11 protein-coding genes are annotated in these 14,179 nt (G+C 62.5%); 4 read left to right on the top strand and 7 right to left on the bottom strand.

Features of this window, described 5'->3' with window-relative positions:
* Window positions 1-7: 7 nt before the first annotated feature.
* From PF1751_RS11225 to PF1751_RS11215, 3 genes are read right to left on the bottom strand one after another with little or no spacing between them, the layout of a single operon-like run.
* The gene (locus PF1751_RS11225; protein WP_021491735.1) at window positions 8-1,102 is read right to left on the bottom strand and encodes an acetoin dehydrogenase dihydrolipoyllysine-residue acetyltransferase subunit; all 1,095 of its coding nucleotides are present in this window, start codon (window positions 1,100-1,102) and stop codon (window positions 8-10) included.
* Window positions 1,099-2,118, bottom strand: coding sequence for an alpha-ketoacid dehydrogenase subunit beta (locus PF1751_RS11220; RefSeq protein ID WP_044287028.1), 1,020 nt, complete (start codon window positions 2,116-2,118; stop codon window positions 1,099-1,101). Before PF1751_RS11220 ends, PF1751_RS11225 begins: the two co-directional genes overlap by 4 nt.
* 26 nt (window positions 2,119-2,144) lie before the next feature.
* Window positions 2,145-3,122, bottom strand: a complete 978-nt coding sequence (locus PF1751_RS11215) for a thiamine pyrophosphate-dependent dehydrogenase E1 component subunit alpha (RefSeq protein ID WP_021491736.1) — start codon at window positions 3,120-3,122, stop codon at window positions 2,145-2,147.
* Window positions 3,123-3,431: 309 nt separating this feature from the next.
* Here PF1751_RS11215 and PF1751_RS11210 point away from each other — a divergent pair, with 309 nt between their 5' ends.
* On the top strand, window positions 3,432-5,297 hold the full coding sequence (locus tag PF1751_RS11210; protein ID WP_044287027.1) for a sigma-54-dependent Fis family transcriptional regulator: 1,866 nt from the start codon (window positions 3,432-3,434) through the stop codon (window positions 5,295-5,297).
* Between the two features lie 49 nt (window positions 5,298-5,346).
* On the opposite strand, the gene PF1751_RS11205 is transcribed toward PF1751_RS11210, so the two are convergent.
* Window positions 5,347-6,126: an acetoin reductase gene (locus PF1751_RS11205; protein WP_010211047.1), complete on the bottom strand. Its 780-nt coding sequence runs from the start codon at window positions 6,124-6,126 to the stop codon at window positions 5,347-5,349.
* 192 nt (window positions 6,127-6,318) lie between these two features.
* Between PF1751_RS11205 and PF1751_RS11200 the strand changes: the two genes are divergently transcribed.
* Window positions 6,319-8,484 (top strand): TonB-dependent siderophore receptor, encoded by a 2,166-nt coding sequence (locus PF1751_RS11200; protein WP_044287026.1) that lies wholly within the window; start codon window positions 6,319-6,321, stop codon window positions 8,482-8,484.
* Window positions 8,485-8,487: 3 nt separating this feature from the next.
* Here PF1751_RS11200 and PF1751_RS11195 read toward each other — a convergent pair whose 3' ends face one another.
* Window positions 8,488-8,925 carry a carboxymuconolactone decarboxylase family protein gene (locus PF1751_RS11195; RefSeq protein WP_021491739.1) on the bottom strand — a complete coding sequence of 146 codons (438 nt, stop codon included), beginning with the start codon at window positions 8,923-8,925 and terminating at the stop codon, window positions 8,488-8,490.
* A 149-nt stretch (window positions 8,926-9,074) separates the two neighbouring features.
* The gene (locus tag PF1751_RS11190) at window positions 9,075-9,545 is read right to left on the bottom strand and encodes an Lrp/AsnC family transcriptional regulator (RefSeq protein WP_010211050.1); all 471 of its coding nucleotides are present in this window, start codon (window positions 9,543-9,545) and stop codon (window positions 9,075-9,077) included.
* Between the two features lie 123 nt (window positions 9,546-9,668).
* Between PF1751_RS11190 and PF1751_RS11185 the strand changes: the two genes are divergently transcribed.
* Window positions 9,669-10,904 carry a methionine gamma-lyase gene (locus PF1751_RS11185; protein WP_010211051.1) on the top strand — a complete coding sequence of 412 codons (1,236 nt, stop codon included), beginning with the start codon at window positions 9,669-9,671 and terminating at the stop codon, window positions 10,902-10,904.
* Between the two features lie 153 nt (window positions 10,905-11,057).
* Here the strand turns inward: PF1751_RS11185 and pvdP are convergent, their stop codons facing one another.
* On the bottom strand, window positions 11,058-12,683 hold the full coding sequence (gene pvdP, locus PF1751_RS11180) for a pyoverdine maturation tyrosinase PvdP (protein ID WP_042572044.1): 1,626 nt from the start codon (window positions 12,681-12,683) through the stop codon (window positions 11,058-11,060).
* Window positions 12,684-12,825: 142 nt separating this feature from the next.
* Here pvdP and pvdM point away from each other — a divergent pair, with 142 nt between their 5' ends.
* Window positions 12,826-14,175, top strand: a complete 1,350-nt coding sequence (gene pvdM / locus PF1751_RS11175) for a pyoverdine-tailoring dipeptidase-like protein PvdM (RefSeq protein WP_010211053.1) — start codon at window positions 12,826-12,828, stop codon at window positions 14,173-14,175.
* The last annotated feature ends 4 nt before the right edge of the window (window positions 14,176-14,179 follow it).

Raw genomic sequence — 14,179 nt, 5'->3', positions numbered from 1 at the left:
GCAGGCGCTATTTCAGGAAAGTGCCAATTAAGTGGTTGACCCGCTCCGCCGCCTCCATCTGCACCATATGGCCCTGTCCCGGCAAGATCTCCACTTGGGCGTCCAACCCCTCGGCGTGACTGGCCGGGATGATTGCATCGTCGCTGCCCCAGATTACCAGGCTCGGCTGTCGGCCCACCACATGACGCCTGTCCAACCTCTGTCGTCCGCCTTCGAACAACGCGGCAGTGAGCTGCCGCAATGCCGGGTCGACTCCTTCCAACCGCTTGAACTTGAGCATGTCCTCCAGCATCTGCCGCGTCACCAGCGCGGGATCGCTGAACAGTTGGATCAATTGCGGCTTGAGCGCATTGCGGTTGTTGGCCTCGGCAAACCCTTGCAGGTAATCACCGTTGATGTCCATGCCCAGACCGGCGCTGGCGATCAGGGTCAGTGAGGCGACGCGCTGGGGCGCCCGGTCGGCAACGGTCAGCACGACCAGCCCGCCCATGGAGTGGCCGGCCAGGTGCACGCGGTCTAGCTTTAGATGATCAAGCAGGTCCAACACCGCTTGGCTCAGCTCATCAGCATCGCCGCGTTGCAGCTGCTTGCCCGACTCACCATGGGCTGGCAGGTCAAGGGCGACCACCCGGCGTTCGGCGGCCAATGCCGGTTGGTTGAACAGCCAGTTGTTCAGGTCGCCACCGAATCCATGAACCAGCACCAACGGAATGCCACCCTCGCCCAAGTCGAGATAGCGCAACAAACGCCCGCCTATTTCAACCTTCTGCGCACTGGGCCCCGAGGCCTCTGCTTCGGCGGTGCTGGAAACAAACCCGGCGTTGAAATGTTCGATGACCGCATCGATTTCTGCCTCGGTGGCCTCGCCCTCTACCACAATCCCCAGCAATGCGCCCACCGGCAGCGTCTCGTCACTCAGCGCCAGCACACGGCGCAGCACGCCAGTGAACGGCGCCTCGACGCTGCTGGAGATCTTGTCGGTCTCCACGTCCAGCACTTCCTCACCCTTCTCTACCCGGTCGCCGGGTTGCTTGAGCCAGACATCAATACGGCCCTCGGTCATCGATAGCCCCCACTTGGGCATGGTCAAGGTATGGATCATGCGGCGGTCCTCTTGTCGGCGATCTTCAGCACGGCGGCCTCGATCTTCGCCGCGTTGGGGATGTACAGGTCTTCCAGTGCATCGGAGAACGGCACGGGCGTGTGCGGCGCGGTGACCATTTGGATCGGCGCGCGCAAGAACGAAAAGCCCTGCTGGGCGACCAACGCACTGATATCAGTGGCCATGGAGCAACGCGGGTTGGACTCGTCGATCACCACCAAGCGGCCCGTCTTTTCCACACTTTCAAGGATGCTGTCTTGATCCAGCGGGCTGGTGGTGCGCAGGTCCAGCACCTCACAGTCGATGCCTTGTCGTGCCAGCTGGGCGGCGGCCTCCAGGGCGATATGCACCATGCGCCCGTAAGTCACCAGGGTCACATCCTTGCCTTCGCGAACAAAGTTGGCCTCACCGAAAGGCACGGTGTACAGCTCTTCGGGCACCTCGCCCTGCAGGCTGTAAAGCATCTTGTGCTCAAGGAAAATCACCGGATCGTTGTCGCGGATCGCCTGGATCAGCATGCCCTTGGCATCATACGGCGTGGCCGGGCACACCACCTTGAGGCCGGGAATGTGGGTCCACATTGAAGTGAGCATCTGCGAATGCTGGGCCGCCGCACGCAGGCCGGCGCCGTACATGGCGCGAATCACCAGCGGCGTTGTGGTCTTGCCGCCGAACATGTAGCGGAACTTGGCGGCCTGGTTGAGTAACTGGTCGAGGCAGCAGCCGATAAAATCGACGAACATCAATTCGCACACCGGGCGCATGCCACGGGTGGCAGCACCGACCGCCATGCCCACGTAGCCGACTTCGGACAACGGCGCATCGAGTACGCGCTCGGGAAACTCCGGGTACAGACCCTTGGTCACGCCGAGCACGCCGCCCCAGGCATCCTGCTCGCCAGGTGAGCCGGTGCCGCCGGACACATCCTGGCCAATAATGAACACGCTTTTGTCGCGGCGCATTTCCTGGGCCAGGGCTTCGTTGATTGCCTGCTGATAGCTGATTTTGCGAGCCATAAGATTCTCTCCACCTATTGTTGTTATTAGGGATACGCGACGTAGACGTCGCTGAGCAGGTCGGCGGCCTGGGGTTTGGGGTCGGACTTGGCCAGGCGCACGGCGTCCTCGATCAACTGCGCGACCTCGCCATCAATGCGCTCGAATTGCGCCGCATCGAGCCAGCCTTCGGCGCTGCAACGCTGACGAAACAGCGCCAGGCAGTCCGCGTTTTCCCGCAGGTTTTTCACTTCGTCGGGGCCGCGATAGGTTTGTGCATCGCCTTCGAAGTGGCCGTAGAAGCGGCTTAACTTCACTTCCACCAACGTTGGCCCGTCGCCCTTGCGCGCACGCTCCACGGCGACGCCAAGCGCTGCGTGCACGGCGAAGAAATCATTGCCGTCGACGATCACTCCCGGCATGCCAAAGCCCATGGCCCGTTCGGCGATGTCCTTGCACGCCACCGACCAACCGGAACCGGTGGCCTCGGCATAGCCGTTGTTTTCCGCAACGAACAGGCACGGCAGTTTCATGATCGAGGCCAGGTTCATCGCCTCGAACACCGCGCCTTCGTTGGAACCACCGTCGCCAAAAAACGCCACGGCCACGCCCTGGCTGCCTTTGAGCTTGGAGGCCAGCGCCGCGCCGGCCGCCAACGGTGCGCCGGCGCCGACAATGCCGTTGGCACCGAGCATGCCCTTCTCCTGGTCGGCAATGTGCATGGAGCCGCCCTTGCCGCCGCATACGCCGGTTTTCTTGCCGTAGATCTCGGCCATCATGCCAAACACATCCACGCCCTTGGCGATGCAATGGCCGTGGCCGCGGTGGTTGGAAGCAATGCAATCTTCATCATTGAGGTGAGCCATGACCCCGGCGGCGCTGGCTTCCTGGCCGGCGTACAGGTGCACGAAACCGGGGATCTCGCCGGTGGCGAATTCCACATGCAGGCGTTCTTCGAAATCACGGATAGTGCGCATCACGGTGTAGGCATGCAGCAATTGATCGGTGGACAGGTGAGTGGACATCTTGTTGTTCTCCAGGTTGTCTCGACGCACAAAAGGCTGGCTGCGGCCAGCTACAAGTCCTTCAGCACAGCCTGTGCCAAGGCCAGCAAAAACCTGGCAAAGCCTTGATCCAGAGCAGTTCCTTACGGTTGTGCCGCTAAGACAAGCCAGCGCAGAATGAGACGCGGCATTGCAACGTGCGGGCCGCGTCTCGGGCGGTTTGAGACGCTGCGTCTCATCCTGGGCAGTTGGTCAGCCCGCGCTTGTCCGACCCGACGCATGCGCGCTTAATAACGGGCATAACAACAAAGATCGAGAACCGGAGGCTTTATGCTCGCCGCGCACTCCAGAGAACACGTCGACTGCGTCAGTCGTGTGGTTCGCAACGCCGATCGCCTGCCCCAGGCTCCGGTGCCGTCGCTGATTTTCGATTCGTGGCGACGCTCCATGGAGCAACATCACCTGGACCCCGGTTCCCTGCAGGGGCCGCGCATCCTCAGCGAACCATTGCTCAGGGAGTGCCGCGAGCGCGCAGACCTGTTCATGCGCATTGCCAGCGAAGAAGTCGGGCAACTGCACCACCGCGTGCGGCATGCCGATTACTGCGTGATGCTGACCGACGCCCAGGGCCAGACCATCGACCATCGCGTGGACACCTCGATCCGCAACGACTGCCGCAAGGCCGGCCTGTACCTCGGCACCTGTTGGTCGGAAGCCGAAGAAGGCACTTGCGGCGTGGCCACGGTGCTCACCAGCCAATCAGCGGTGACGGTGCACAAGCGCGACCACTTCCGCGCAGCCTTCATCGGCCTTACCTGCTCCGCCGCGCCGATCTTCGACCCTCAAGGCAATCTGTTAGGGGTAATGGATGCCTCGGCACTCAAATCCCCGGATGACCGCCGCAGCCAGCACTTGGTGCGCCAGATGGTAGCCCAGAGCGCCCAGGCCATCGAAAACGCTTTTTTCATGCACAGCGCCCGCCAGCACTGGGTGCTGCAGGCCCACAGCACACCGGGCTACGTGGACAGCCAGCCCGACCTGCTGCTGGCCTGGGACCAGGACGGCCGCCTGCATGCCCTGAACAGCAAGGCGCGCCAGGCTCTGCGCCGGCGCTTTGGCCAGGTGCCGGAGCATATCGGTGAAGTATTCGACTTGGACGCCTTGCGCGCCGTGACCCACGATGCCACCCAGCAGTTGCCATGGTTGGGGGAGCCGGGGGTCCTGCACGTACGCGTCAATGCCCCGCGACGCAAACCGGCGCGTGCGGCGGTGATCCCGCTGGTCGATGCGCGCGTGGAGGAGCATCTGCGCCTGGCCCTGCGAGTCAAGAACCGTAACCTGCCAGTGCTGGTGCAAGGCGAAACCGGTGCGGGCAAGGAGGTGTTTGCCCGCCAGCTGCATGAGCGCAGCGCCCGTCACACGGGGCCGTTCGTGGCGGTGAACTGCGCGGCGATCCCGGAAAACCTGATTGAAAGCGAGCTGTTCGGCTATGTGGCCGGGGCCTTTACCGGCGCGTCCAGCAAAGGCATGCCGGGGCTGTTGGTGCAGGCCGACGGCGGCACGCTGTTCCTCGATGAGATCGGCGACATGCCGCTGGCCTTGCAGACGCGCCTGTTGCGGGTGATGGCCGAGGGTGAAGTGGCGCCATTGGGCGCAGCGAAAACCCGTGCAGTGGATATCCATGTGATCTGTGCCAGCCACCGTGATTTGTCGGTACTGGTCAGTGAAGGCCGGTTTCGCGAAGACCTGTTCTTTCGCCTGGGTTGCGCACGCTTCTGCCTGCCACCGTTGCGCGAACGGACCGACAAGCTGGCCCTGATCAATCGGCTGCTGGAACAGGAAGCACGCAACAGCAGGGTCTCGGTCGGCATCGCCCCTTCGGCGTTGCAACTGCTACTGGGTTACGCCTGGCCCGGCAATGTGCGGCAACTGCGGCATGTGCTGGCGTACGCCTGTGCAGTGTGTGAGGGCGGTACGGTTCAGGTGGCGGATTTGCCGGTGGAAGTGCGTGGGGAACAGGTTGCGGCACCGACGGAAGATCGCGCGAGCCCGGAACGCCAGGTGGTGCTGGATGCGTTGATTCGTCATCGCTGGAAGCCGTTGCCAACGGCCCAGGCGCTGGGAATTTCCCGTGCGACGCTGTACCGCCGCGTCAACCAACTGGGCATCGACATGCCCGGCAAACCGCGGCACTGACCCACACCGTAGGAGCCGGCTTGCCGGCCCCTACGGGGGAGATGGAGGGTCAGCGGTAGACCAGGCCGCCATCGATCAGCGGCGATTGGCCGGTCATGTAGTCGGAGTCCGGCCCTGCCAGGTACGAGACCAACCCTGCCACGTCCTCCGGCGTTTCTGCACGGCCCAGGGCAATGCCATCCACATACTTCTTGTAGGTCGCGCCCACATCAGCGCCGGTGATTTCGGCCATGCGCTTGTCGATCTCGACCCACATATCGGTGCCCACTACACCCGGGCAATAAGCGTTGACCGTGATCCCGGCGCTCGCCAGCTCCTTGGCCGCGGCCTGGGTCAAGGCGCGCACGGCGAACTTGGTGGCCGAGTACACACCCAGTAACGCAAAGCCTTCGTGGCCGGCAATGGAACAGGCGTTGATGATCTTGCCCTTCTGCTTGAGCGCCTTGAACTTCTTGCCGGCCGCCTGGATACCCCACAGCACGCCCTGTACGTTGATACCCAGGGTGCGCTCGACCTGTTCCGGGCTGACCTCCAGCAGTGAGTCGATCTGCGCGACCCCGGCGTTGTTGACGATGATGTCGAAGCCACCCAGGGTCTGGTGCGCGTGCTCTACCGCTGCCACCACCTGCTCGCGCTTGGACACATCGGCGACGAACACCGAAGCCTGGCGGCCCAGCGCCACGACTTCGCTGGCCACGGCTTCGAGCCTGGCGCCATTGATGTCCACCAGGGCGATGTCGGCACCGTCCTGTGCCAAGCGCAAGGCGATAGCCCGGCCAATGCCTTGACCGGCGCCGGTGACCAGCGCGACTTTTCCAGTAATTGCCATGATGTTCTCCTGCGATGATGAGGGAAGCCTTGTCTATCGCAGGTCCAGCAAGGCGTGTCGAGGCGCGGGCTGATGGGTGTGCGGCTTGAGACGAAGCGTCTCAAGCCGCGAGTCATTCTCGAAAACTTGTAAAAGTGCGCACTTATGCCTAGCTTATGCGCCCCCCGCCCCGCGCTTTAAGGCCCTGCCCCCATGGTTTTGCGTTTTCGTCCCGTCGTCTCCTCACGTTTCGCCCTCGGCCTGCTGCTCAGTGGTGGCATTGGCAGCAGCCTGGCGGCGGAAATCGAACTGCCGGCAGTTAACGTCCAGGGCCAGGATGAATCCGGTTACCGCAGTGAAACCGCCTCGGTGGGCGGCTTCGATGACGCACCACTGCTCGACACCCCGGCTTCGATCACGGTGATCAACGCCGCGCTGATCAAGGACCAGCAGGCGCGCCTGCTCAGTGAAGTGCTGCGCAACGACGCTTCGGTGGGTGACAGTTATGCGCCCATCGGCTACTACGAAAACTTCGTGGTGCGCGGCTTTTCGCTGAATGCGGCGAGCAGCTACAAGATCAATGGGCGCACCATCACCGGCGAACAGAACGTCGCCCTGGAAAACAAGCAGCAGGTGGAAGTGCTCAAGGGCCTGGCGGGCCTGCAAAGCGGTATCTCGGAACCAAGCGGCGTGATCAATTACGTCACCAAGCGCCCGGAAGACGTGCGTTCGGTGACCGTCTCCACCGACGACCGTGGCAGCGGCTATGTGGCCACCGATGTCGGCGGCTGGTTCGGCAGTGAGCAACAGTTCGGCCTGCGTGCCAACGTGGCCCATGAAGACCTCAACGCCTATGTTGAGCACGCCAATGGCCAGCGCGATTTCGTGTCCCTGGCCTTCGACTGGAACATCAGCCCTGACGCGGTATTGCAACTGGACGCCGAGTACCAAAACAAGCAGCAGCGCTCGGTGCCGGGCTACCAGCTGTTGGGCGGCACCGAAGTGCCACACAATGCCTCGCCGAAAACACTGCTGGGTCACCAGACCGGTTCCAGGCAGGTGGGCATCGACTCGCTGAACCTCAACGGCAAGTTCGAATACCGTTTCAGTGATCAATGGAAAGGCAGCGTGAGCGCCGCGCGCAGCAAGGTGGTGATCGATGACTACAGTTCGTTTGCCTGGGGCTGCTATGGGTCGACCAGCTGCAGCTCATCGAGCGTGCCCAACTACTTCAGCCCTGAAGGCAATTACGACGTCTACGACTACCGCAGCCCGGACGACACCCGCCGCGACGACGAAGTGCAGGCGGCCATGACCGGGTTGTTCGACACCGGCGGTATCGGCCATGAACTGACCTTCGGCACCAGTGCTTTTCGCCGCGTGATCGACAAGCGCAAATCGGTGAACGAGTTCATCGGCACCGCCAATATCGATGAAGATGTACCGAGCTTCATGCCCACTGACAAACCACTGAACGACAGCCACCGCAACCTCGACAGCCGTCAATATGGCCTGTTCGTCACCGACCGCATCCGCCTCAACGAACAATGGCAAACCCTCCTCGGCGGCCGCGAAGTACGCCTGGATGAAAAAGCTTTCGACGGGACCACTGGCAACCAGACACGCCACACTCAGCAATACGTCTTCCTGCCGCAAGCGTCGTTGATCTACAAGCCCGTGGAAAACATCTCGCTCTACACCCGCTACAGCAAAGGTTTGTCCCTGGGCGGCACTGCGCCGTGGTTCGCCAGCAACGCTGATGAGACCCTGGCGCCCACCACCTCACGGCAAATCGAAGCCGGGGTGAAATACGACTGGCGTCGCATCAGCTTTGCCGCCGCGGTGTTCCAGACCCGCCAGGCCTACCAGTACGCCAAGCCGGATGGCGCCGGCCTCTTCACCTATGTGCAACAGGGCGAGCAGAAAAACACCGGGCTGGAACTGTCGGCCAACGGCTGGGCCACCGAGCGCCTGCAGATCGCAACCAGCGTGACGGCGATTCGCGCACGGGTGACCGGTAGTGGTACCGCGGACTATGAGGGCCACCAAGCGATCAACGTGCCCAAGCTGCGCGCCAGTGTGTATGCGGATTATGCGTTGCCGTGGGTGAACGGCCTGGCGGTACTGGGCGGTGTGCAATACAGCGCCAAGAAGTACGCCAATCGCAGCGGCAATGTGGAGGTGGGCGATTACGCCGTGGTGAACGTAGGCAGCCGCTACACCACCAAGGTGAGCGGCTATGAAACGGTATTTCGCCTGAGCGTCGACAACCTGTTCGACAAGCGCTACTGGCGCGACGCGGGCGAGTACATGGGCGATGACTATCTGTTCCAGGGCGCGCCCTTGAACGCGCGCCTGAGTGCGTCGGTCAACTTTTAAGGCTTACTTGGGCATCTTGCGGAAACCCACGGCCAAGCGGTTCCAACTGTTGATGGTGGCGATCGCCACGCTGAGGTCAACCTGCTCCTGAGGGCTGAATTCGGCGGCCAGTGCGTTGAAGTCCTCATCCGGAGCATGGGTCTGGCTGATCAGGGTCAAGCTCTCGGCCCAGGCCAGGGCGGCGCGTTCACGCGGGGTGAAGAACGGCGTTTCACGCCAGGCCGACACGGTGTACAGGCGGCGTTCGGTCTCGCCACCTTTGCGGGCATCGGCGGTGTGCATGTCCAGGCAGAAAGCACAGCCATTGATTTGTGAAACGCGCAGGCGCACCAGCTCCAGCAGCGGCAGTTCGATGGACAATTTGCCGACGGCGGCTTCCAGGGCGAGCATAGCTTTCATGGCGTCTGGGGAGGCGGTGTAGAAATCGGTACGGGTTTGCATGGGGGTGCTCCAGGGCAGCGGGGATTGATGGCTAGGTTAGTCATCGGGCCTTGGGGGCGGAATATCCAATTTGGGGTAAGAATGGGTGACCAATTTTTGGGCGTGGGGAGTGTGTCGAAAACCGTTACCCAAATAACGGATTTGCCCAATCACCCCGGCAACGGAATCACCCTCAACGCCCTGACCGACTTATAAGAAAAGCTCGAATAAATCTCCTTGACGCAAGGCAGCGTCTGCAACACCTCCCGCGCAAACTCGCCAAACGACTCCAGGTCTTTGGCCACCACTTCCAGCAAAAAGTCATAGCGCCCCGAGACGTTATGGCACGCCACGATCTCCGGTATCTCCAGCAGCCGCTGCTCGAAAGCCCGTGCGATTTCCTGGGTGTGACTCTCCATCATGATGCTCACAAAGGCGGTCACCCCAAACCCCAAGGCCTTGGGCGAGAGGATCGCCTGGTAACCACTGATCACCCCACTCTCTTCCAGGTTACGCACCCGTCGCCAGCATGGCGAGGTGGTCAAGGATACGCGGTCGGCCAACTCGGCCACGGTGAGACGGGCGTTCCCTTGCAACGCGTTTAAAAGGGCTTTGTCGGTACGATCCAGGCTGACGGGCATAACTTGCCTCTGATTGTTGTTTTTAGCGGATTTTCATCCCGTGGTGCGGGAATTAGCGGCAAATATCGCAAAGTTCATCTTCAATTATGAGCATAGCATTGTAGGAAATAAGGAGCGCCCGACATGAACAATAAACACAATGCATTCGGCTTTTCCACCCGCGCCATCCACCACGGTTATGACCCCAAGGACCATCACGGCGCGCTCGTTCCGCCGATTTATCTGTCTGCCACCTTTGCTTTTCCCACCGCCGAATACGGCGCTGCCTGTTTCGCCGGCGAAGCCAGTGGGCACTTCTATACGCGTATTTCCAACCCGACCCTGGCGCTGCTGGAGTCGCGCATGGCGACCCTGGAAAACGGCGACGCGGCAGTGGCGTTCAGTTCCGGCATGGGCGCGATTGCCGCGACGTTCTGGACCCTGCTGCGCCCTGGCGATGAAGTGATCGTCAGCCAGACCCTGTACGGCTGCACCTTCGCCCTGCTGCACCATGGCATCGGCGAATTCGGTATCAAGGTGCGGCACGTCGACCTCACTGACCTGACGGCACTGCAAGCTGCACTCACCCCGGCCACCCGCATGATCTACTGCGAGACCCCGGCCAACCCCAACCTGCGACTGGTGGATATCGCTGCCGTGGCCGCCCTCGCCCACCAGCAGCCGAACGTCACCCTGGTCGTCGACAACACCTACTGCACACCCTATCTGCAACGCCCCCTCGAGCTGGGCGCCGACGTGGTGGTGCACTCGGCCACCAAGTACCTCAGCGGCCACGGCGATATCACGGCGGGCATCGCCGTAAGCAACCAAGCCCTGGCCCAGCGCATTCGCCTGCAAGGCCTCAAGGACCTGACCGGTGCGGTGATGTCGCCCCAGGACGCTTCGCTGCTTATGCGCGGCCTCAAGACCCTGGCCCTGCGCATGGATCGCCATTGCAGCAACGCCCAGGCCGTGGCCGAAGCCTTGCAGGCACACCCGGCCGTGCAGTCGGTGACGTACCCGGGATTGCGCTCGTTCCCGCAGTACGAACTGGCGACACAGCAGATGAAAATGCCCGGAGGCATGATCGCCTTCGAACTCAAGGGCGGCATCGAAACCGGTCGGCGGTTCATGAATGCGCTCAAGTTGTTTACCCGTGCGGTCAGCCTGGGTGATGCCGAGTCACTGGCCCAGCACCCGGCGAGCATGACCCATTCCACCTACACCCCGCAGGAGCGCGCGGCGCACGGCATCAGCGAGGGATTGGTGCGTTTGTCGGTAGGGCTTGAGGACGTGGCCGACCTGTTGGCGGATGTGCAACAGGCACTGGCCAAGTGCACCCGTACTGCCACGCGTCCTTCCAAGCTGGCGAGCTTTTAATCCGATTTTCTAGGATTGGCCCCCCTTCCCGTCGCCGCCGCCATCCAACCGTGCCGCCATGCGAATGTCGATCTCAGGGGGACGCTCGGTAACGGCCCCCCGCATGATTGACGCGGTCTTCCAGCCCCTGGCTCGGCTTGCCGGCTTACAGGTTCAGGCGGGGGGTAATTTCAGGTGACGGGCGTACCACGGTCGTCTCGGCACGCGCTTGAACAGGCCCTGCAACAGGTGTTCGTCTTCGCCAAAGGTAATGCGCAGCGCGAGCTTCATGGTCTCGGGGTCCATCTCCATCGAACGGCCCATCTGCAACCCCGGCGTGGTGCTGCAGCCATGGGTATCCGGGCCCAGCCAGGGGTCGCCGACTTCCACCCAACGGCCCGGTGCGAACCAGGCCACGCCGTTGACTTCCATGCGCTGGACTTCGCCCGGATTGAAGCGCTCATGGGCGCGGAACCAGTCCTCGATGCGGTCGTCGATCCAGCCATGGAAATGCCAGAACACCGGGTTGACGTGAGAGGAAAACGGGTCGCCGAGGAAATCGTTTTCCGCCGCATACCAGCGCGCAGCGAAGTCGGCGGGGTCGCGAGCCATGGGCACGGGGGCGCCGTTGGAGGGGTCGCGCGGCACCGAAGCCCAGCGCATGTGCAACCAGTCGTGCAGACCCAGCTCCATCTCAGAACCCAGTTGACCGAGGGTGAATTTAGCCAGGTAACGTGGGTCACGGTATTGGGACTCCCAGACCTGGAAGTTGCTGTGATAGGTCTCGGCAGCCTTGATGTCGCTGACCCACTGGGTGTACTCGGTATCGTCCGGGGCCGACCAGGTGGGCGGCAGCGCGAAGCCATCGTGGTTGTCGAAGTAACGCAGGAAGCCCAGGCGATCCAGCTCCAGGGCCGGTTGCGGTTCGGGAAATTGCGGCCACGAGGGCAGATCCTGCATTGAACGCGCAGTGCCGAGCATGTGCCGATGCATAAAGAAAAAGTCGATCCCCGAGCCGTTGCGGTCCTTGTGTTTTCCCCGCGCATCGCGTTCCTGGCCGCGTGGGCCGGGTTGCCAGCCGATGCCGCGCAGGGCATCGCGCTTCTCTTCGGAGAGCTTGTGCCACTGGTCGCGGGTCGCGTGCCACAGCTGGTGAAACAGACGGTGCTCGGGGGCAATCAGCCAGGCCAGCAGGGTCGGATTGAGGCCAATGCGCTGGCGAGCCTCGGGGAACCACTGCTTGTGGGCAATGAAACGATTGTCGCGCTCAACTAAAGCCAGCGGCCGGTCGAGGTCGAGGATCTGCCCACTGAGGGTGCTGCTGCCAGCGTTGGCAAAGGCAGCCCAGACCTCATCAAGGGTCATCTTGAATTCATAGGCCGGCGCGCCGTCGGCCGAAGCGCGGTCGATCAGGCGCCAATAGAGCACGGCGCTCTCCCCTGTCAGCAGGTCACCCAGCACACGGTAACGCGGCTCGCCCTCGGCGCGCAGATGGGCGGCGGTGTCCAGGTACCCCCGCAGACCGCGTCCACGGGGCGCGATGTCGAGCAGCAGTTGCAAATCTTGCAGTGGCAGCCCTTTGAGGCCGGCGTCGCGGCCTTCAAGGCGCAGGTCCCAAACCCCACGCAGCGTGTTCGCCAGGTGCTGGCCGGCGGTGTCGGCCAGGTCCACCGTGGCTTCGCCGGGGGTGATGGGGAATTCTTCTTCGCGCGTCAACTCGCGATGGGCATAGAAGGCGGCCGGCACAGCCGCGCCTGTCAGCGCCAGGCCTGCGATGAACCCACGTCGAGAGATGGTCATTGTCTACCTTAGGAAACGGCTTTATCAGAGCTAGAACGTTTGCCCGCCGGGGAAATTTACCGGCGCGCCCTGCCCGCCTAAATTTCCCCACCCATCACTCGTTCTTCCCTGATAGCGAAGGCCTCAACTGACTGAGATGGCAATGACAAAACCACGTTCGAAAAAGGCGCTGTATATCGGCTTGCCCCTGGCACTGGCCATCGGTGCCGGGGCCGGTTTCCTGGTCTGGGATCACTGGTTCAAGGGCAATGCCGGTTACCCGTTGGCGGTGATCAAGCAGGCCGATGAAATGCAGGATAGGTTGTTGTCGTTTGACAGCCATATCACCGTGCCCGTGGATTTCGGTACCGCAGGCAACGAGGCGGACAAGGACGGCGAAGGTCAGTTCGACCTGGCCAAGGCGGCACGCGGGCGCTTGTCCGGCGCAGCGTTGACCATTTTCGGCTGGCCGGAAATCTGGAACGGTCCCAACGCCCCGCACAAACCCACCGATGGGTTTGTCGAAGCCGCGCGCAACGAACAGGAAGTGCGCTACAAGATCATCAGCGGCATGGTGCGTGACTTCCCCAACCAGGTCGCCATCGCCTACACCCCGGATGACTTCCGGCGCCTGCATGGCGAGGGCAAGTTCGCGATCTTCATCAGCATGCTCAACGCCTACCCGCTGGGCAACGACTTGAACCAGTTGGACCTGTGGGCGGCGCGCGGCATGCGCATGTTCGGCTTCAGCTATGTGGGCAACAATGCCTGGTCGGACTCGTCGCGGCCGCTGCCGTTTTTCAATGATTCCACCGACGCCCTTGACGGCTTGTCGGACATTGGCAAGCAAGCGGTGCACCGCCTCAATGACCTGGGGGTGATCATCGATGTGTCGCAAATGTCGACCAAGGCCCTGGAGCAAGTGGCGCAGTTGAGCCGCACACCGATGGTGGCGTCCCATTCGGCGCCGCGCGCCTCCGTGGATATCCCGCGCAACCTGAGCGACAAAGAGCTGCAACTGATCAAGAACAGCGGCGGCGTCGTGCAGATCGTGGGCTTCTCCGCCTACCTGCGTCCCCTGAGCCAGCCGACCCAGGACAAGCTCAACGCCCTGCGCGCACGCTTCGACCTGCCGCCCCTGCCTAATCTGGCCGTGGCGCTGATGCCGGGCGACGCAATCATCGCCGCCTGGCCCGAGCACAGGTTCGGCGAGTACGCCAGCGCGCTGTACGGCATCCTCGACGAGGAACCCAAGGCCACCCTCAAGGATCTGGGGGATGCCATCGACTACACCGTGCGCAAGATCGGCATCGATCATGTCGGCCTGTCTTCGGACTTCAACGACGGGGGCGGCATCCAGGGCTGGAACAACGTCGGCGAGATACGCAACGTCACTGCCGAATTGATCCAGCGCGGCTATTCCGAGGCCGATATCGCCAAGCTGTGGGGAGGCAACTTCCTGCGGGTGTGGGACCAGGTACAAAAAGCCGCCAAACCCTTGGCCAACCGCTAATCAT

It is taken from the genome of Pseudomonas simiae, assembly GCF_000934565.1.
GTDB classification, from domain to species: domain Bacteria; phylum Pseudomonadota; class Gammaproteobacteria; order Pseudomonadales; family Pseudomonadaceae; genus Aquipseudomonas; species Aquipseudomonas simiae.
The sequence above is the reverse complement of the archived record's forward strand: the minus strand, read 5'-3'. Positions and strand labels throughout refer to the sequence as shown.